Raw genomic sequence first — 19,950 nt, 5'->3', positions numbered from 1 at the left:
GCTGGTCAGCAAAGTGCTGTGAGTTGATTGCGCTGATCGGACCAGCGATCTCCGCGATAGTTTTGCGCAATCCCCGATTCCCGGCTGAGTGGAATAACCGAGTGGGGATCCCAGGAATTGCCCCGGTTATCGCGGCCGGGTCCTGACCGCTTTGTCGAGAGTGGCGACGGCCGCGGTGAACGCCTCCTCGGGCAGCACGACGTCGTAACCGGTGAGGTAGGCGGCCCAATCGAACCGCCGACCGCGGGACAGCTTCACCGGCGTCGGGTGGACGCGGGCGCCGACCAGGCAGAGGACCGCGCCCTCCACCGCGGAGGTCGGCAACCGGACGGGGCGCGCCTCGAACCCGACCACCTCGTCCCACGGCACCACTTCGACGCGCTTGAACGGGTGGTGGATCTTCACGCCGCGAGGGCCGACGTAGACGCCCGTCCACCCGATGCGCCACCAGGCCGCCGTGAACACCACGAAGAACAGGGACAGCGGCACCATTCCCCACGTGCCGTGACCGGTCCACACCAGGACTTGCAAGAAGACCAGCGCCACGACACCGCCGACCGCCGTCCCCACCCCCTGCGACGTGCCGGGCCGCGGCACCAACTTCTGCCATTCCCCCATGTCACGGAGCATCAGCGGGTGGCACGAACCGGTGCAATCGGCCGAGCGGGTGAGTTGACCTCGGATGGCGCGTCGCCGTTCGCCGTACGACGATGGGGACGGCGGTCTGAGCCGGCCGCGCCGGGTGGATCGGTCGCGACCGCCGGAACGGAAGGGGGACCGCCGTGCGCGCTTCGACCCACTCCGCCGCACCTCGGCCGTTCGCCGTGACCGTCCGCCGCCACGGCGACGCGGTGGTGGCGACGGTGTCCGGCGAGGTGGACCAGAGCACCGCGCCCCAGCTGCGCGACGCGCTCGCCGACGTGCTGCGCGAGCGGCCCGCGGTGGTCGTGGTGGACCTCCGCGACGTCGACCTGCTGGCCTCCGCCGGGCTGGCGGCGTTGATCGCCGCCCACGACGAGGCGGTCCCCGAGGTCCGGCTGCGGGTCGTCGCGCCCGCCACCGCCCCGGCCATGCGGTCGGTCCGGCTCACCGGGTTGGGTGACTTGCTGATGGTTCACTCGACGGTGGACGCCGCGCTGGCGGCCACCTGAACCGCGGTCGGACGGCCGAAGGGCGCCGCGGCTGTCGCCGCGACGCCCTTCCAACGGAACCGGAGGTCAGCCGGTCGGCATCATGACCTTGTCGATGACGAACACGGTGGCGTTGGCGGTGGGGATGTTGCCGCACAGCACCTTGGCGTCGTTCACCGTGACGTCGTCGCCGGAGCCGGCGACCTTGAGCGTGCCACCCTGGACGGTGGTCAGCGTGGCGGCGCTCAGGATGCCGTCCTTGTCCATGCGCTTCGGCACCACGTGGTAGGTCAGGATCGACGTCAGCTTCGGCTGGTCGGCCAGCACGGCGTTGAGGGCGTCGGCGCCGAGGGCGTCGAACGCCGGGTCGTAGGGCGCGAAGACGGTGTAGCCCGCGTCGGCCTTGTTCAGCGTGTCGACCAGGCCGGCGGCCTGCACCGCGGCCACCAGCTTGGTGAGCAGCGGGTTGTTGCTCGCGGCGGTGGCCACCGGGTCGTCCACCATGCCGTCGAGCGAGCCCTCGTTCGCGGCCTCCGGGGGCAGGCTGGCGCAGCCGGCGCCGAACACGTCGTCGGTCTTCGTGACGCCGTCGGACATCGCCATGCTGCTCGTGGTGGTGGTCGTCATCGCGGCCGCCGAGGTGGTGCTCGTCGCGCTGTCACCGGAACCGGTGGAGGACTGTCCGCTGTCGCCGCAGGCCGCCAGCGAGAGCACCAGGGCAGCGAAGGCGCCGATGGCGGCCAGTCGCGGGGTCTTGCGCATGGAAGATCACTCCTTTGTGGATTTCCCGGTGCCGTGCTCCCGGGTTCGTCATGGGGAGTTCGGCGCCGGACCGGCCGCGGATTGCGATCGGGCGGTCACGGTTGGGTCACGTCGCTCAGGCCCGCGCGGTGAACACGATCGACTGCCAGCCGGTGGCGCCGTCGGGCACGGGCTCGGCGCGCTCCTCGGTCTGCGTGTAGCCGGAGCGGTCGGTGGCGCGGCACTGGACGGTGTGGCTGCCGGGCGCGACGTCCAGCTCCACCCGCCACATCCGCCAGGTGTCGACGTTGACCTCGGTGCTCAACTCGGCCTCCTGCCACGGCCCCCCGTCCACGCGGACCTCGACCCGGTCGACCCCGGTGTGCTGGGCCCACGCGGTGCCGGCGGCGACGAACTTGCCGGCGGGCACCTCGTCGAACCCCTTGGGCCGGTCGATGCGCGACATGGTCTTGATCGGAGCGCGCTGCGACCACCCGCGCCGCACCCAGTACGGGTCGAAGGCGTCGAAGGTGGTCAACTCGGCGTCGACCAGCCACTTGGTGGCCGACACGAAGCCGTACAGGCCCGGCACGACCATGCGGACGGGGAAGCCGTGCTCGGCGGGCAGCGGTTCGCCGTTCATGCCGACGGCCAGCAGCGCGCCGCTGTCCGGCGCCATGATCGCCTCGACGGGCGTGCCGCAGGTCCACCCGTCGACGCTGCGGGTCGCGAGCTGGTCCGAGCCGGGACGCACACCGGCCTCCAGCAGCAGGTCGCGCAGGGACACGCCGAGGAAGTTGGTGGTGGAGGTGTAGGGGCCGCCGACCTCGTTGGAGACGCAGCACAGCGTGATGGTCTTCTCCACCAGCGGACGCCCGACCAGGTCGTCGTAGGTGAGGACGAGTTCGCGCTCGACCATGCCGTGGACGCGCATCCGCCAGTCCTGGGCGCGCAACCGGGGCACGGACAGGGCGGTGTCCACCCGGTAGAAGTCGGCGTTGGACGTGATGAAGGCGGGGCTGCCGGAACCCGCGAAGTCGGCGCCCGCGGGGATCGGGGGCGCCGGGACGTCAGGGGTGAGCCGGATGGCCCGGCGCGACGCCTCCACGTCCACCCGGCCCCCGAGCAGCTGACCGGTCGTGGCGGCGACCCCGGCCCCCGCCACGACGCCGGCCGACGTGACCAGGAACCGCCGCCGCCCGAGCCCGGACGCGTCCGGGTCCGTCACATTCGGGTCCGGTGCGTCCTGGTCGGGCGCGTCCTGGTCGGGCGTGCGGGTGTCGGGTGCGTGGGCGTCAGGCGCGTGGGCGCCGGGCGTCGGCACGGTGCGTCGAGCGAGGGCGTGCAACCAGCGGAACACCACCACCCCGACGACCAGGCTCGCGACCGGCGCCAAGAGCCCCGCCGCGCCGATCGTGGGACGGGCCAGCACCGCCGCGATGGCGAGCGCCCCCACCAAGCCGGCCAGCACCGTGCCCGGCCCCGGACCGCGCCGGGACAGCAGGCCCGCGGCGACGGCCACCAGGGTGATCACCACCGCCATGCCGCCGAGCAGGACCAGCTTGTCGTCCTCGCCGAACGTCCGGACGGCGAAGTCCTTCACCGGGTGCGGCGTCAGGTCGATCGCCGTGTTGCCGACCGCCAGGAACGGCGAGGCGAACGGGTCGACCAGGCCGGCCACCAGGTGCCCGACCGCCAACGCCGCCGCGACCGACACCAGCCCCACCGCGGCGGCGACCGGGAGGGGCAGTCGTGGCCGGGAACCGGTCCGGCGCCGAGCATCGGTGGTTTCGTTCACACCTGGTGTTCGGCGCCGGGCGTCCCGCGGATTGGCGAGCGCTCAAGCGAAGGGCAGCACGACGACCGCGGGCGTCGTGGGCTGCTCGGACCCGCCCCGCGGTTCCACCGTCAACCCGAACTTGTCCGCCTCGCCGATGCCCTGGGCCAGCAGCGGCCGCGGGCTCGCCGCCGAACCCAGCAACCCGGCCGAGCGGGGACCGTCACGGCCGATCACCCACAGCTGGTAGGCCCGGTCCCCGGGCAGCTCGGCCAGCCCGTCGGCCAGGAACAGCGCCGCGCCGCGGCTGGCGGACACCACCGCCGTGCCGGTGCCGCCACCGGAGACCTCGCCGCGCACCAACCGGGCGTCCGGCGCTGCCAGCAGGTCGGCGAACCGGTCGTGCTCGGCGGTGGCCTGCCGCAGCGCGTCCACCTCGCGTTCCAGCTGCCGCTCGTTCTGCACGCCGTGCACCCCGAGCCCGACCGCGACCAGCACGCTCGCCGCCGCCGTCAGCCCCGTGGCGCGGCGCAGCCGGCGACCACGGCCGCGAGCCGGCGCGCGGTGGGCGACCTCGGGGGGCAGCTGCCGGGTCCGCGACGCGGCGGCCAGCACCCGTTCCCGCAGCTGCGGTGAGGGCTGCACCTGCACGGCCGAGCCCAGCCGGGCCGCCGTCTCGCTCAGCTCGGCCACCTCCAGCGCGCAGCTCGCGCACTGCGCCAGGTGCACCTCGAAGGCCCGGCTCTCCAGCTCGGACAGCGCGCTCAACACGTACGCGCCGGTCAACGTGTGCAGTTCGGCGTTGATCGAGTCACCGGTCACCGGGCCACCCCCAGGCAGTCGCGCAGTCTGATCAGGCCGTCGCGCATCCTCGTCTTGACCGTGCCCAGCGGGACGGTCAGCAGGGCGGCGACCTCGGGATAGGTGTAGCCCTGGTAGTAGGCCAGCAGCACCGACTCGCGCTGGACCTCGGTCAACGTGCTCAGGCAGCGCCGCACCTGGCGGCGCTCCAACCGCCCCGCCACCTGCTCGCTGACCTCGTCGAACGGCGTGACCACGCCCAGGTCGGCGGCCCGCTGGTCGCGCTGCGCCGCGGCCTGCGCCGACCGGACCCGGTCGACGGCGCGCCGGTGGGCCAGCGTCAGCACCCAGGCCGACGCGCTGCCGCGCCCCGGGTCGAACCTGCTGGCCGTCCGCCACACCTCGACCAGCACCTCCTGGGTGACCTCCTCGGACTGCGCGTGGTCGCGCACCACCCGCCGGACGAGCCCGAGGACCGACCCGGCCACCTGGTCGTAGAGCAGTTCGAACGCCTTCTCGTCCCCTCGCGCCACCCGGCCGAGCAGTTCCTCCGCCGGCACGAGCGAGGCGCCGCCGTCGTCCACGTCCGACGGCACACCTCGCAACGACCGTTCCCGCTCCGGCATGGCACCCCTTCCCTCCACGGCACTGGGAGGTATTCGGAGCGGGGGCCGGATCGGATCGGTCACGTGCGCAAGAGCACTCCGGCGGATGTTTTCGCAGCTAGGGGCCCTGTGGTCAGATGAAGCGCCAGAGGTGGTCGTCGGTGCCGTTGTCGTCCCACAGGACGACCTGCGCGTCCCGCGCGGTGGAGGCGTTGGTGACGCCGAGGACCCGGGCGCCGTTGCCGCACTGGACGCGGAAGCAGCCGTTGGCGCCGTACCGCAGCCGCCACTTGTGGTCGGCCGTGCCGTTGTCGGCCCACTGGAGCACGCGGGCGCCGTTGGCGTCGGCCCCGTTCTCGACGCCGAGCACCTTGCCGCTGTGCGAGTTGCGCAGCCGGAAGTAGCCGTCGGGGTCGAGGACGGCGGTCCACAGGTGGTCGGCGGTGCCGCTGTCGTCCCACTGCACGACCAGGCCACCGTCCGCCGTGGACATGTTCCGCACGCCGAGGACCAGGCCGCTGCGCAGGTTCTGGACGCGGCGGGCCCCGGACGGCACGAAGCGCCACCGGTTGTCCGCGCTGCCGTTGTCGGGGTCCTGCACGGCCTGGGCGCCCTGCGCCGTGGAGCCGTTGAGGATGCCGAGCAGCTTGCCGCTGTTGGCGTTGCGGAGCTTGTGGGTGCCGTCGCCGTTGTCCACGACCGCCCAGCGGTGGTCGGCGGTGCCGTTGTCGGCCCACTGCAGGACGCGGGCGTTGTCGGCGGTGGACATGTTCTCCACGCCGAGCACCTTGCCGCTGTTCACGTTGCGCAGCCGGACGTCGCCCCCGTCCGCCACGACCTGCCAGTCGTGGTCGGCGGTGCCGGTGTCGCCCCACTGCACGGCCAGGCCGCCGTCGGCGGTGGACATGTTCTGCACGCCCAGGACCAGGCCGCCGGCCGCGTTGAACAGCCGGTACCCGGCGTCGGACCCGCCGCCGCCCCCGCCGGAGGTGTTCCAGTAGACCGCGTAGTTGTAGCCGTGGGCGTCGTGGAACGGGCCCAGGTTGACCGTCGCGCCGTCGGCGCGGGCGGTGAAGGCCAACGTCGACGTGCCGGTGCGGGTGATGGAGGCGACGTCCAGCGCGGGCAGCCGGGACGGGGTGGTGCTGCCGTAGTTGCCCGCGAGGACCGCCGGGCCGTAGGTGATCGCGGCGACGGACGGGTTGTCGTTGGCCGCCCGCACGACCACGCGCATGGGCAGGCGCAGGGTGACGGTGTCACCGGAGGTCCACGACCTGGTCAGCGAGGCGTAGCTGCCGGGGGTGGTGGCGACGTCCTGCACGGTGCCGTTGACGCTGACCGTCGCACCGGTCGTCCAGGCGGGGATGCGCAGCCGCATCGTCCACGACCCGCCGGCGGCGCCGCTGACGGTGAGCGTGGTGGTGTCGGCGGCCGGGTAGGCGGTGGTCTGGGTGATCGTGGTGTTCCGCTCCGACCACGTCAGCACCGACGGCGTGTAGAGGTTCACCGTGAGCGTGCTGCCGTTGTGGAAGTAGATCGAGTTGGCCAGCGACGTGTTGACCTCCAGGGCGGTGCCCTGGCAGCACCAGAACGTGGTGTAGTCGGTGCTCCAGTTGCCGCCGCCCCACGCGGGGCCGGTGTTGCCGCGCCGGTGGCCGGGGTTCAGGCCGGTGAAGTAGCAGATGTGGCCGTGCGGGTCGGCCGGGTTCTGCTGGCCGATGAGGTGGTTGAGCAGCGCGCGCTCGTAGAAGTCGAAGTAGGCCGCGTTGTCGGGGGTGAGCAGCCACAGCTCCCGGGTCAGCTTGAGCATGTTGTAGGTGTTGCACGCCTCGGCGGTGTCGGTGTTGAGGTAGGCCGCGATGGCGTTGGGCGCCCGGAAGTGCTCGGCCTGGCTGTTGCCGCCGATGACGTAGGTGTGCGCGTTGACGGTCATGGCCCACGCGTTGGCGGCGATGTCGCGGTAGCGGGTCGTGCCGGTGGCCTTGTACTCGCGGGCCGCGCCGATCCACTTGGGGACCTGGGTGTTGGCGTGCAGGCCGTTGAGCTGGTCCCGGTTCGCGGCCAGCGGGTCGAAGACGGCCGCGTGGTCGAACCGCTGCGCCGTCGCCAGCCAGCGGGAGTCGCCGGTCTGCTGGTACAGGTCGGTCAGCACGGCGTTCATCCCGCCGAACTCGGTGCCCAGCACGCGCTGCATCTGGCTGTAGGACAGCCTGCTCGTGCGCCAGTCCACCCAGCCCGCGAACCGCAGCAGCACGTCGCGCGCCTGGGTGCTGCCGATCAACCGCCACACGTCCAGCAGCCCGGCCAGGGTCTTGTGCAGCGCGTAGTAGGACACCGACTTCGGGCTGCCCGCTTCCATCGCGTCGAAGTCCGACTCCGGGAACCCGGACAGGTAACCGGTGTTGAACCCGGCCGCGGAGTTGTTCGCCTGGCACTTGGCCAGCTCCGCGACCATGAGGTTGGCCTTGTCGCGGCACGTGGTGTCGCCCAGCACCGCCCACGCCTGCGCCCACGCGGTCAGGAAGTGCCCCTGGCTGTGCGTGCGGAAGGGGAAGTTCGGCGCCTCCCACCCGCCCAGCGCCGCCGCTCCCTGGGTCGACAGCCGGTGGTTGGCCCGGAAGTTGTAGAGCAGCCGGTTCACGTCCACGAAGCGCAGGTAGGACAGCGTGCGGTTCTGGTTGTCCAGCCAGCGCCCCGACGTCAGGCGGACCTGGCCCAGGTCGAACGGGTGCGCCGACACGCCCACGTCGCCGCGGACCGGCGGGATCGCGGCCGCGCCGGCGGTCCCGGCGAACAGGGAGGGTGCGGTGGTCGCGACGGCGGCGACCCCGGCGGCCTGCAACAGCCTGCGTCGGCTCAACGGTGAGGACGACATGGCACTCCTGTCATCGGCTGCCCGGCCGTGCTGGCGGGTCCGGGGGCAGCGTGGTGGTCTCGGGTCGTGCTCCACTCGGCGGAGGTCGCGCACGAGGCCCACCCCGTGGCGGTGGGACGGGGTGAGCCCTGGAAGGCGTCGAGCGTGAGTCTGACAGCTGTATGTTCACGCTCACAAGACTGTGCGGAGATGTTCGACGCCAGATTGCGCTATTCGGTGCATCAAACAAGAGCGAGCCGTCGCCGCTCAAGTTAACGCTAACAAATTTAGCCGAGTCTGCTGTCCACCGAGACGGTCAGAAGTTCTTCGAGGCGACCACCCAGGGCGCCTTCGCGGCCAGGCCGGACGGGCTGAGGACGTAGGCGCGTGCCGTCGGGTTGCCGTTGAGCACCATGTCGAGGAACTGCACCACCGTCGTCATGCCGTCGGTCAGCTGGCCACCGGTGATGAAGCCGCCGTGACCGGCCTGCGGGTGGCGGGCCAGCACGGCCGGGACGGTGGCCAGGTCGTAGTTGGCCTGGTTGTTGGCGTAGGCGATGTCGGAGGGGCCGCCGTCCATGAACAGGGCGGGCGTGTGCAGCTTGCGGAGTTCGGAGCGCGGGTAGCCGAACGAGCCGTCGGCGAAGAACCCGCTGTTCAGCGAGACGACACCGGACACCCTGCGGTCCTGGGCGGCGACCATGGCCTCCAAGCCGCCGCACGAGTGCCCGGCGGTGGCCACCCTGGCCAGGTCGAGGCGCCCGCTCAGCGGCGCCCCGGAGCGCTGCTGCTCCCGCTCGGCCCACGTGATGGCGTCGGTCAGCAGGGAGGGGATGGGCGACCCGCTCGGCACGCCGTTGGGCGAGCCGTCGACCGAGCCGGTGTCCACCACGACGAAGCCCTTCGAGGCGATGAACGTCAGTATCCGGGTGACCTCGCTGTTGTCGGTGTGGGCGCACGCGCCGTTGCCGAAGGCCAGCACGGGGAGCGCGCGGTCGACCGCCTGCGGGGCGGCCGGCCGGAACACGGTGAAGCGGTTGTCGCCGTGGGCGCCTTCCCTGGTGACGGAGAAGTTGTTCTCGATCATGGGGCGACCCGGCTGGGGCGTGGTGGTGGTGGTCGTGGTGGTGGTGGTCGTCGTGGTCGTCGTGGTCGAACCGGTGCACACCGTGCCGTTGAGGGTGAACACCGACGGGGGCGTGGACCGGGCGCCGGACGTGGCGTTGAAGCCGAACGACGCCGTCGCGCCGGTGGCGATGGCGCCGTTCCACGCCGCGTTGACCGCGGTGACCTGGCCGCCCGACTGGGTGTGGGACGCGCTCCACGACTGCGTGATCCGCTCGTCGCCGGGGAACGCCCACGACAGCCGCCACCCGGCCACCGGATCACCGAGGTTCGTCACGACCACGCCGGCGCTGAAACCGCCCGGCCACTGCGAGCCGATCGAGTAGTCGACCCGGCACCCCGCGGCGGCCGACGCGGACTGCGAGCCGATCAGGGCGCCGGTCGTCGCGACGAGGGCCGCGGCCACTGCCAGCGCGGCCGACCTCGACGCGCGGGAGTCCCTGCTGCGCATGGGATTGTTCCTTCCACTCCGGGGCGGCGGCGGATTGGCGTCACGTCATCAGGGGGTGGGACGACCCGGTGGCGGCCGGGTCCTCCCGCTACCGGTCCGGCTCAGCCGACCCGGCAGGAGATGCTGGGCCAGTTCCAGTTGCCGCCGTGCTGGATGGTGAAGCCGAACGTGTTGCCGCTGCCGTTGGGGCGGGCGGTCATCACGTTGGCCGTCTCCCAGGTCGCGCTGGTGTTCCAGGTGGCGATGATCCGCTGGGGCGAGCTGACGGTGACCGTGACGATCCAGTTGTTCGTGCCGGAGACGGTGACCTGGCCGTTGAAGCGGTCACCCCACTTCTGGCCCTCGGAGTAGGTCGCGGTGCAGCCGCCGGGGTTGGGGTTCGACGAGGTGGTGGTCGTGGTCGTGGTGGTGGTCGGGTCGGTCGGGTTCGTGGTCGAGGCGTTGTTCAGCACGGTGAGCACCGAGTTGTACGCGGCCTTCTTGTTGCCGGAGCCGTCGAAGAGCAGGGGGGTGCCGGAGGCGCGCCAGGAGTCGCTGTCGCGGATGCCCCAGACGGTGATGCCGGTGCAGCGGGCGACGGAGAGGCAGGCTTGGACGACGCCTTGGTACTGCTGGGCCTGGGTGGTGCCGGAGCCTTCGATGTCGAGTTCGGTGATCTGGACGTCGACGCCGAGGGCGGCGAAGTTCTGCAGGGTGGTGTGGTAGTTGGAGGGGACGGGGTTGCCGCTGTTGAAGTGGGCTTGGAAGCCGACGCAGTCGATGGGCACGCCGCGGGACTTGAAGTCCTGGACCATGCGGTAGACGCCCTGGGTCTTGGCGTGTGACCAGTTGTCGGTGTTGTAGTCGTTGTAGCAGAGCTTGGCGCCGGGGTCGGCGGCGCGGGCGGCGCGGAAGGCGGCTTCGATCCAGTCGTTGCCGGTGCGTTGCAGGTTGGAGTCGCGGCGTCCGCCGCTGGAGCCGTCGGCGAAGGCCTCGTTGACGACGTCCCAGGAGTGGATCTTGCCGCGGTAGTAGGTGGCGACCTGGGTGACGTGGTTGAGCATGGCGTTGCGCAGGGCGGTGCCGGACATGTTCTGCATCCAGCCCGGTTGCTGGGAGTGCCAGGCCAGGGCGTGGCCGCGGACGCGTTTGCCCTGGTTGCGGGCGTGGTTGACGATGCGGTCGGCGTTGCCGTAGCTGAACTGGCCCTGGTTGGGCTCGGTGGCGTCCATCTTCATCTCGTTCTCGGCGGTGACCATGTCGAACTCCCGGTTGAGGATTCCGACGTAGGTGGAGTCACCGAGCTTGTTCGCGGCCACGGCCGTGCCGAAGTACCGCCCGCTCTGCTGCGCCGCGGCGGCGAGCGTGGAGGCGGCGCCGCTGGCGGGCGACGCCACGAGGAGGGTGGCGCCCGCGGCAGCGGCCACCAGCGTCGACACGAGTGCGACTCGTGAGACCGACTTCGTTGTCAGCGTCATGTTGGGGCTTTCTGTGGGGTGGGTGAGGAAGTTCGAAACGTTAAGCAGTATTAACCGAAACAGTTTGGGCAATCAAGACTCGCCCCGGCCCGGTCGAGCACCGGGGTTTACATCCATGAACACCGGGAGCCGGCTGAAGACGATCTTGCGGATAGGGCATAAGCGCAGTTCGGGGCAATGGTTAACCGGTTCGTCTCGATTGGGGTGGCGATGGCTTCCGAGGGGTTCGGAAGAGGTAGATTTTCGAAGAAATTCGAAACTACTTTCGCGGATTTCGCGGATTCCGCAGAACGGTTCACGTCCTGACTGCGGCAAACGGCCCCAGCCCCCGCAGCGCGCGGCTGCAGGGGCTGAGGCCGGTTCGAGCCGTGGTCAGGGGGTGGTCAGGTCGAACTTGCGGACCGTCACCGCCCCGCCCAGGGCCTGGGTGGCGTGGTTGAAGATGCCGAAGCGGTAGCCCATGAAGAACTGCCAGGCGTTGTTGAGGGTGAAGGTGGGGCCGAGCGCGGTGAAGTTGACGCCGTCGGTGCTGTAGGAGAAGCGGGCGACGCGGTTGGAGCCGGGTTGGATGTCGGCGTTGACCCGCAGCCAGGTGCGGGTGCCGCTGATCGCGGCGCTCGCGGCTTCGGCGCCGGTGCCGGTGGTGCGCCAACTGCTGTCCATGGTCAGGCCGTTGGTCATCACCACCCGGGTCTGGCCGTTGTCGCGCTTGACGCCGATCCAGGCCGAGGACTGGCGCAGCATGGCCAGGCCGGACCGGTCGCCGTCGCGCATCGCGCTGTGGTCCAGCTCGATGGTGGCGGTGGAGGTCGGTCCCTGGATGCGGTGGGTGAGGGTGTTGCGGGCGGCGTAGAGGTCGTTGGTGACCGTGGCGGTCTGCAACCTCAGGCCGTTGTTCACCGAGTACCGGCTGGTGTCGGGGTCGTGGTTCCACTCCCACTGCGGGCCCAGGGTCGTGCCCGCGAAGGTGTCGGTCCCGGTGAGCGGTTTGACGGGGCGGATCGGCAGCGGCGAGGGGTAGTTGACGCCCCACCGACCGTTGACCGTCTGCAGCGTCGGCCAGCCGTCCGCGGTCCAGGTGATCGGGGCCAGCGCCGGGACCCGTCCGCCGGGGTAGGCGTCCACGAACGACATGTAGTGCCAGCTGCCGTTCTGGGTCTGGACCAGGCCGCCCTGGTGGGGGACTCCGCCGCCGGGGATCGGTCCGGGCAGGTCGAGCAGGACCTGGCGCAGCGTGTACGGGCCGAAGGGGTTGCTGGCCTTGAGCACGTACTGGCCGTTGGCCGGTCGGGTCAACCAGATGTAGTAGCTGCCGTTGCGCTTGTAGAACCGCGCCCCCTCCAGCGTCCCGATGTTCGACGGGGTTTGGAAGACCTGCTGCGCGCGGACCTGGGTGCGGCCGTCGGCGGAGAGCTGGGCGACGCTGATCGTGCCGTTGCCGTAGGCGACGTACATGGTGTCGTTGTCGTCGATGAGCATGCCCGCGTCGTAGTAGCACTGGTCGAGCTGGGCGTGCCGGTTCCACGGCCCTTCGACGCTGGACGCGGTGTAGATGTAGGTGTCGTTGAAGTCGATGCACCCGGCCCAGTAGTAGGTCCGGTTGCTCGGCCGGTACTGCAGCGTCGAGGCCCAGATGCCGTTGACGTACGCGCGTTGGCCGTTGGTCAGGTCGTACTTGGTGCCGAAGTCCAGCGAGGGCACCGAGTGGCCGGCGAACTCCCAGTTGACCAGGTCGTAGGAGCGCAGGATCGGCGCGCCCGGCGAGTAGTGCATGGTCGAGGCGGTCATGTAGTAGGCGTCACCGACCCGGATGACCTCGACGTCGGCGAAGTCCTGCCACACCACCGGGTTGGTGTACTGCCCGCCCGGCTGCTGCGGGGTCGTGGTGGTGGGGTCCGTCCCGCCGCCGACGCGGACCAGCTGCCACTGCTGGTTGGCGCCGCCCCAGTCGGAGTACTGGACGATGTTGGCGCCGTCGTTGGTGGCGGCGTTCTGGACTTCGACCGCTTTGTTGCTGTTGCGGTTGACCAGGCGCACGTAGCCGCTGTCGGAGTCGGCGAGGCGGAACTGCTGGTTGGTCCCGTTGCCGTCGGCCCACTGGACGATGTTGGCGCCGTCGGCGGTGGAGAAGTTGTAGACGTCGAGCACCTTGCCGGAGTGGCGCGACTTGAGCCGGTAGTAGCCGCCGCCGGAGTCGACGAACTGCCACTGCTGCTGGTTGCCGTCGTTGCGGGCCCACTGGGTGATGCGGGCGCCGTCGTTGGTGGCGAGGTTGTAGACGTCCAAAGCCTTGCCGCTGTTGCGGTTCACCAGCACGTACCAGGCGTTGGTGTCGACGGTCGCCGCCGAGCTGGTCGCCGAGCTGAAGACGACCACCACACCTCCGAGCACGACCGCGGCGACCACCGCGGCCAGCCGCGACAACCTGCCACGCCTGCGCACGGTGCGCCGCGTGGGTTGATCGGGGGCAGACATGACAGCTCCTTACCCGCCGCTCCGGGCGGTGTGCGGACCGGCGCCCCGCACGGCTGTGCGGGGCGCCGGGATCGGTCAGCGCTGGAGGGTGAGCACGCCCGGTCGGTAGGGCAGCTTGCCGTAGTCGCCGCCGGAGCTGGGGTTGCGACCCTGGTAGAGCAGCTGCAGGTTGCAGGGGTCGATGGTCTTGGTCTGGTCGGGGTTGGTGCGGATGATGTCGCCGTGGCTGATGTCGTTGGTCCAGGTCGCGCCGCTGTTGGCCTTGCCGGCGAACGGGTTGCTCTCGGTCGCGGCCTGCGGGGTCCAGGAGCCGCTGAGGCTGCTGGAGGTGAACGAGCGGAAGTAGCGGCCGTTCGAGCCGATGGCCTCCACGATCATGAGGTACTGGTTCTGGCCCTGGACCTTGTAGACCTCGGGCGCTTCGAACAGGTTGTTCGTCGTGTCGCTCATGATGGTCGTGTAGGACGAGCCGAAGCTGCCGGGGAAGTTCCCGAGGGGCATGACCTGGCGGTAGATCTTGCCGTTGTCACCGGCGAAGAACAGGTACATGTTCTGGCCGTCGCCGATGAGCGTCTGGTCGATGGGGCCCGTGCCGGAGCCGGTGATGCTCGCCGTGGAGAGCACCTGCGGCGACGACCAGCCGTTGGGGTTGGTGGGGTCGGTCGACGTCCGGTAGGTGAACGCGGTCCCGCCCCACTGGTAGGCGAGCACCCAGATGTTCTTCGGGGCGAAGTAGATCAGCGTGGGCGCGACGGTGCCGGAGTTCATGGCCTGCTGGGGCGCCGAGGCCATGTCGGACCAGTTGGTGAACAGCCCGAAGTTCATCGAGCCCCAGGACGTCCCGGTGTCGTGCGTGGTGGCGTAGACGAGGTGCTTGCCGTTGTGCATGACGTGGGTGAAGTCCTTGAGCGAGACCCAACCCGACCTCGGGTTCGCCAGCACACCGGTCGAGGACCAGCGGTACGTCGAAGGCAGGGAGCACCCGCCACCCGGCTGGCTGGTCGTCGTGGTGGTGGGGTTCGTCCCGCCGCCGACGCGGACGAGCTGCCACTGCTGGTTCGCGCCGCCCCAGTCGCTGTACTGCACGACGTTGCCGCCGTCCGCGGTGGACGCGCCCTGGACCTCGACCGCCTTGTTGCTGTTGCGGTTGACCAGGCGCACGTAGCCGCTGTCGGAGTCGGCGAGGCGGAACTGCTGGTTGGTCCCGTTGCCGTCGGCCCACTGGACGATGTTGGCGCCGTCGGCGGTGGAGAAGTTGTAGACGTCGAGCACCTTGCCGGAGTGGCGCGACTTGAGCCGGTAGTAGCCGCCGCCGGAGTCGACGAACTGCCACTGCTGCTGGTTGCCGTCGTTGCGGGCCCACTGGGTGATGCGGGCGCCGTCGTTGGTGGCGAGGTTGTAGACGTCCAAAGCCTTGCCGCTGTTGCGGTTCACCAACACGTACCACGCGTTCGTGTCCACCGTCGCCGCCGAACTCGGCGTGCCGCCGAGGGCGACCATCACGGCGCTGAGGAACGTGACGATGGCGGCCGCGGCCGCGCCGGTGACCCGGCGTCGTCGCGCGGAGGATCGCTTGTTCACGGATGTGCTCCTTCTCTGCGGGTCAGCCGACGCGGACGAGTTGCCACTGCTGGTTGGCGCCGCCCCAGTCGGTGTACTGCACGACGTTGCCGCCGTCCGCGGTCGAGGCGCCCTGGACCTCCACCGCCTTGCCGCTGTTGCGGTTCACGAGCTTGGCGTAACCGTTCGAGACCGTGACGCTGAACTGCTGGTTGCTGCCGTTGCCGTCGGTCCACTGCACGATCGACGCGCCGTCGGCGGTGGAGAAGTTGTAGACGTCGAGCACCTTGCCCGAGAGGCGCGACTTCACCCGGTAGTAGCCGCCGCCGGAGTCGACGAACTGCCACTGCTGCTGGTTGCCGTCGTTGCGGCTCCACTGGGTGATGCGGGCGCCGTCGTTGGTGGCGAGGTTGTAGACGTCCAAAGCCTTGCCGCTGTTGCGGTTCACCAGCACGTACCAGGCGTTCGTGTCGATGCCGCCGGGCTGGCTGCCGCCCGCGTTGAGCGCGTCGAGGGTGGCCGTGTAGGCGGGCTTCTTGTTGCCGTTGTTGTCGAACAGCAGCGGGTTCTGGCCGGTGCGCCAGGAGTCGCTGTCGCGGATGCCCCAGACCGTGATGCCGGTGCAGCGGGCGACGGCCAGGCACGCGCGGGTGACGGCGGCGTAGGCGTTGGCCTGGTTGGAGCCGGAGATGTCCAGCTCGGTGATCTGCACGTCCACGCCCAGGTCGGCGAAGCGCTGGATGTTGGCCTGGTAGTCCGACGGCGCGGAGTTGGTCAGGTGGGACTGGAGGCCGACGCAGTCGATGGGGACGCCGCGGGCCTTGAAGTCGCGGACCATGTTGTAGATGCCGGTGGACTTGGCGTTGATGCCGTCGGTGTTGTAGTCGTTGTAGCAGAGCTTCGCGCCCGGGTCGGCGGCGCGGGCGGCGCGGAACGCGGCCTCGATCCAGTCGTTGCCGGTGCGCTGCAGGTTGGAGTCACGACGGCCGCCGCTGGAGCCGTCGGCGAACGCCTCGTTCACCACGTCCCACGAGTGGATCTTGCCCCGGTAGTAGGACGCGACCCGGGTGACGTGGTTGAGCAGCGCCTGGCGCAGCGCCGAGCCCTCCATGCGCTGCATCCACCCCGGCTGCTGGGAGTGCCAGGCCAGGGTGTGGCCGCGCACCTTCATGCCGCGGCTGATCGCGTGGTTGACGATCCGGTCGCCGTTGGTGAACGTGAACTGGCCCTGGTTGGGCTCGGTCGCGTCCATCTTCATCTCGTTCTCGGCGGTGACGCTGTTGAACTCGCGGTTCAGGATGGTCGTGTACGTGCTGTCGCCGAGCCTCCCGGCGGCGACGGCGGCGCCGAAGTACCGACCCTTCTCCGCCGCCGCGGCGCCGAGGGTGGTGCCCGCCAGGGCCTGGCCGTTGAGCGCCACCATCAGGGTGGCGACGAGTCCCGCGACGAGCAGCAACGCCGTTGTTCTCGACCGACGCACGGGCGTCGGCCGAATGGCCGCTCGCAGTGAATGGTTCATCACGTGTCCTCACGGATCAGAACACCGCGTGCCTTGGTTTCCGCGGTGGCAGGGGCACCGGCCGGCACCCGTCCGCCAACCGGGGTCTGCTAATTGTTAGCGCTAACAATTTTGAGACCGGGTCGACGCAGTGAAAAGCGGATCGCGGCGGGTGCGATCGTTTCCTCGGTAGGTGCGGCCGTGCTTCTCCGACTGTGAACGATGACACACGCCTGGTCAAGACGTAACGCAAAGGTTTCGGGCAGATGGCCGAAACGGTTCCGTCGGATGTCGCTCCGCGTGGAATAGGTGAGGCGCGCTAAAGTTAACGCAAACATATTTAGCTTCGGGCCGATCCCGGTCGAGGATCGCCGCGGTAGCCGGTCGGCCGGAGGTCGGGCAACCGGCGGTGCAGCAGCGCGAGCACCACCGGCAGGGGTGCGACGAGCAGCAGCGCCCCGGCGCACAGCAGCGGCACGTCGGTGCCCCAGCGACCCTGGAACGCGCCGAGCGCGCCCGCCGCGGTGCGCCGCGCCGGGTCGTCGACCAGCACGATCGCCAGCAGGAAGTGGTTCCACGTCCAGACGGTCAGCAGGACCGCCAGGGACGACGTGGCGGGCCGGGCCAGCGGCAGGTGCACCCGCCGGAACGCCTGCCACGGCCCCGCGCCGTCCAGCCGGGCGCTGTCCGACAGCTCCGGCGGCACGCCCGCGAAGTGCGCCCGCAGCCAGAACACCGCGAACGGCAGGTGCACCGCGACCAGCGCCGCCACCAGGCCCCCGCGCGTGTCGAGCAGGCCGAGGTCCCGCATCTGGTGGTAGAGCGGCGTGACGACGGCCTCCAGCGGCAGCACCAGCCCCACCGCGAACAAGCCGAACACCGCCCGGTGGCCGGTGAACCGCAGGTGCCCCAGCGCGTAGCCGGCCGGGGCGGCGAGCGCCAACGTCAGCGGGACCACGCCGAGCGCGATGAGCGCGCTCGACCCCAGCGCGCCACCGATCCCCGCCGTCCGGAACGCGGCCGCGAAGTTCGACCAGTGCGGGTCCTCCGGCCAGGTCAGCCCCGGTGGGTAGGTCCCGGGCGGGTGCAGCGCGGTGGTGAGCAGGTCGGCGAACGGCACGAGCGTCACGACCACCAGCACGAGCAGCACCAGCCTGCCCGCGACCCGCTCCCGCAGCCCGGTGGTCACCGCGCCCGCCGCAGCACGGGCGCCGCCACCGCGAGGACCAGCACCACGAGCACGACGGCCGCCGCCGACGCCAGCCCCACCTCGCGCCGCGCGAAGGCCAGGGAGAACACCTCCAGGCCGGGCACGGACGTGGCGTCGCCGGGTCCGCCCCGCGTGGTGGCGTAGACGACGTCGAAGCTCGCCAGGGCCGCGATCGTCGTCACCGCCGCGCACACGCCCAGCTCGCGCCGCACACCGGGCAGCGTGACCGCGCGGAACTCCCGCCACGGGCCCGCGCCGTCCAGGCGTGCGGCCTCGTGCAGCGCCGGGTCGATGCGCTCCATCCCCGCCAGCAGCAGCGTGGTGCACAGGCCGAGCAGCACCCACGCCCCGATCAGCCCCACCGCCGCCAGCGCCGTGGACGAGTCGCCCAACCACGCCCGCGTCACCCCGCCGAGCCCCACCGCGTCGAGCAGCCGGTTCACCGCGCCCGTGGACGACAGCAGCAGGCTCCACGCGATGCCCGCCGCCACCAGCGGCACCGCCTGGGGCAGGAGCAGCACCAGGCGCACCGGCCCGCTCGGCGCGGCGCGCCGGACCACCGCGGCGGCCAGCAGGCCCAGCGGCACCGGCACCCCGGTGAACAGCACGACCAGCACCAGCGCGTGACCGAGCGCGCCGCGCAGGTCGGGGTCGCCGACCACCGCGAGGTAGTTGTCCCACCCGACCCAGGTGGCCGGGCCGACCCCGTCCCACCGGTACAGCGAGTACCGGACCGTCGAGGCCAGCGGTCGCAGCACGAACAGCGCGTACACCGCCAGGGCGGGCAGGACGAACAGCCAGCCGACCGACCGGCGCACCGCGGCCTCACCCGCCGATCTGGGCGGTGTAGTCGGCCTGCACCTCGCGCAGCAGGTCCTCCGGCTCGCGCTCGCCCGCCGCCAGCTCCTGCAGGCGCGGCGTCCAGCTCTCGGCCAGGATGGCGCCGGTGGCGTTGGCGATGAAGTCCATGCCCGTGCCGTCCGCGACGACCCGGGCGGCGGCGGCCAGCGTGGCGGCCGTGACCGACCCCGGCTCGACCGGCGGCAGGTGGGCGTCGGCCGGGCCGAGGGGGAGCGACCCGCCCACCCGCACGGTGGTCTCGCGCGCCGCGCGGTCGGTGACGGCCCAGTTCAGGAAGAACGCCGCGCAGTCGGGGTGCGCCGCGCCGGTCGGGATGCCGAAGGTCGGTGGACCGGCCATCGCCGCCACCGGGTCGCCGGCCCGCAGGGGCGGCACGAGGAAGAAGCCGACCCGCCCCGGCATCCGCCGGTCCAGCGCCGCGGCCTCCCAGTCGCCGTCGACCATGAACAGCGCCCGGCCGGAGGCGAACCGGTCGACCATCCGGGCGTAGTCGGTGGCGTTGAGGTCGGCGTCGAAGTACCCGGCGCGCAGCCAGCGCTCCAGGTGCCGCACGCCCTCGGCGTTGGCCGGGGTGTCGATCCTCGCCCCCGGCTGCTGGAAGGTCCAGGCGTCGATGGCGGCGGGGGAGCCGTGGGCGGCCATGAGGGCCTGCAGGGGGAACGCGAGCCCGGCCGTCGCGCCCGCGTTGAACCCCGCCAGCGGCGTGATGCCCGCGTCCTTCGCGCGGGCCAGGGCGTCGTCCCACTCGGCCAGCGTCGAGGGCTCGCGGAACCCGATCCGCGCCGCCAGGTCCTTGTTGTAGAACACGCCGGTCACGCTCGTGGAGAAGCCCATCGCGTACAGCGGGCCCTCGCCGCGCGGCCGCCCGCCCGGACCGACGCGCATCTGCCGCAGCTGCGCCGTAGGCCAGTCGTCCCAGCCGAACCACGCGGCGTAGCCGTCCAGGTCGCGCAGCAGGCCGTCGCCCGCGAGGTCGGACACCTGCGGCAGGCGCGCCAGGTCCGGCGGGTTGTCGGCCAGCAGGCGCGGCGCGTTCTGCGTCAGCACCGCGAACTGCTCCTCGCGCACGTCCCACGTCACGTTCGGGTGCTGCCGGGTGAACTCCTCGGTGAGGGCCTTCGCCAGGGGGAAGCCGGTCTCCAGGCGGGCTCGCAGCACGACCGGCGAGGCGCCGCAGTCCGGTTCGGACACCGCGGTCGCCGGGGCGCCCGCGGGGGCCGGTCGGTCGCCCCCCGGCGGCGCGCAGCCGGCCAGGACCACCGCCGCCAGGGCGGCGGCGGTGATCGCGCGGAACCGTCGTGCACCGGACAACGTCATCTCCCTCGACCTGGCTAAAACGTGTTAGCCTCCCGGAGTTTCGGGTTGGGACGACCCGGTGTCAAGGACAGCGAATGTCCCTTGAGGA

The 19,950-nt window shown here is 71.2% G+C and carries 15 protein-coding genes; 1 reads left to right on the top strand and 14 read right to left on the bottom strand.

Translation table 11 applies throughout. From position 1 onward, the window contains the following. Window positions 1–126 precede the first annotated feature (126 nt). Window positions 127–618: a hypothetical protein gene (locus AB0F89_RS32240; protein ID WP_367129428.1), complete on the bottom strand. Its 492-nt coding sequence runs from the start codon at window positions 616–618 to the stop codon at window positions 127–129. A 164-nt stretch (window positions 619–782) separates the two neighbouring features. Here AB0F89_RS32240 and AB0F89_RS32235 point away from each other — a divergent pair, with 164 nt between their 5' ends. Then, window positions 783–1,151 carry an anti-sigma factor antagonist gene (locus AB0F89_RS32235; protein ID WP_367129426.1) on the top strand — a complete coding sequence of 123 codons (369 nt, stop codon included), beginning with the start codon at window positions 783–785 and terminating at the stop codon, window positions 1,149–1,151. Between the two features lie 66 nt (window positions 1,152–1,217). On the opposite strand, the gene AB0F89_RS32230 is transcribed toward AB0F89_RS32235, so the two are convergent. The 13 genes from AB0F89_RS32230 to AB0F89_RS32170 all read right to left on the bottom strand — a co-directional run bounded on the left by AB0F89_RS32230 (window position 1,218) and on the right by AB0F89_RS32170 (window position 19,856). Next, window positions 1,218–1,892: a fasciclin domain-containing protein gene (locus tag AB0F89_RS32230; RefSeq protein WP_367129424.1), complete on the bottom strand. Its 675-nt coding sequence runs from the start codon at window positions 1,890–1,892 to the stop codon at window positions 1,218–1,220. Between the two features lie 115 nt (window positions 1,893–2,007). Continuing rightward, entirely contained in the window at window positions 2,008–3,588 is a 1,581-nt protein-coding gene (locus tag AB0F89_RS32225) for a molybdopterin-dependent oxidoreductase (RefSeq protein ID WP_367129422.1), read from the bottom strand. 123 nt (window positions 3,589–3,711) lie between these two features. Then, on the bottom strand, window positions 3,712–4,470 hold the full coding sequence (locus AB0F89_RS32220) for an anti-sigma factor (protein WP_367129420.1): 759 nt from the start codon (window positions 4,468–4,470) through the stop codon (window positions 3,712–3,714). Further along, on the bottom strand, window positions 4,467–5,075 hold the full coding sequence (gene sigK, locus AB0F89_RS32215; RefSeq protein WP_367129418.1) for an ECF RNA polymerase sigma factor SigK: 609 nt from the start codon (window positions 5,073–5,075) through the stop codon (window positions 4,467–4,469). Before sigK ends, AB0F89_RS32220 begins: the two co-directional genes overlap by 4 nt. A 112-nt stretch (window positions 5,076–5,187) precedes the next feature. Further along, a complete protein-coding gene (locus AB0F89_RS32210) occupies window positions 5,188–7,929 on the bottom strand; it encodes a beta-L-arabinofuranosidase domain-containing protein (protein ID WP_367129416.1) in 2,742 nt (913 codons plus the stop codon). A 295-nt stretch (window positions 7,930–8,224) separates the two neighbouring features. After that, window positions 8,225–9,484 carry a cellulose binding domain-containing protein gene (locus AB0F89_RS32205; RefSeq protein WP_367129414.1) on the bottom strand — a complete coding sequence of 420 codons (1,260 nt, stop codon included), beginning with the start codon at window positions 9,482–9,484 and terminating at the stop codon, window positions 8,225–8,227. A gap of 101 nt (window positions 9,485–9,585) precedes the next feature. Next, window positions 9,586–10,941 (bottom strand): endo-1,4-beta-xylanase, encoded by a 1,356-nt coding sequence (locus AB0F89_RS32200; protein WP_367129412.1) that lies wholly within the window; start codon window positions 10,939–10,941, stop codon window positions 9,586–9,588. Between the two features lie 372 nt (window positions 10,942–11,313). Further along, window positions 11,314–13,416, bottom strand: a complete 2,103-nt coding sequence (locus AB0F89_RS32195; RefSeq protein WP_367129411.1) for an RICIN domain-containing protein — start codon at window positions 13,414–13,416, stop codon at window positions 11,314–11,316. A gap of 75 nt (window positions 13,417–13,491) precedes the next feature. After that, window positions 13,492–14,916 (bottom strand): non-reducing end alpha-L-arabinofuranosidase family hydrolase, encoded by a 1,425-nt coding sequence (locus AB0F89_RS32190; protein WP_367139079.1) that lies wholly within the window; start codon window positions 14,914–14,916, stop codon window positions 13,492–13,494. A gap of 103 nt (window positions 14,917–15,019) precedes the next feature. Next, window positions 15,020–16,399, bottom strand: coding sequence for an endo-1,4-beta-xylanase (locus AB0F89_RS32185; protein ID WP_367139077.1), 1,380 nt, complete (start codon window positions 16,397–16,399; stop codon window positions 15,020–15,022). Between the two features lie 415 nt (window positions 16,400–16,814). Next, window positions 16,815–17,663: a carbohydrate ABC transporter permease gene (locus AB0F89_RS32180; RefSeq protein ID WP_367129410.1), complete on the bottom strand. Its 849-nt coding sequence runs from the start codon at window positions 17,661–17,663 to the stop codon at window positions 16,815–16,817. Beyond that, a complete protein-coding gene (locus AB0F89_RS32175) occupies window positions 17,660–18,502 on the bottom strand; it encodes a carbohydrate ABC transporter permease (protein WP_367129409.1) in 843 nt (280 codons plus the stop codon). The genes AB0F89_RS32180 and AB0F89_RS32175 overlap by 4 nt, the downstream gene beginning before the upstream one ends. 7 nt (window positions 18,503–18,509) lie before the next feature. Beyond that, a complete protein-coding gene (locus AB0F89_RS32170) occupies window positions 18,510–19,856 on the bottom strand; it encodes an ABC transporter substrate-binding protein (protein ID WP_367129408.1) in 1,347 nt (448 codons plus the stop codon). Window positions 19,857–19,950 lie beyond the last annotated feature (94 nt).

Source organism: Saccharothrix sp. HUAS TT1 (genome assembly GCF_040744945.1).
GTDB lineage: Bacteria > Actinomycetota > Actinomycetes > Mycobacteriales > Pseudonocardiaceae > Actinosynnema.
This window is presented reverse-complemented; position numbering and strand designations above follow the sequence as displayed.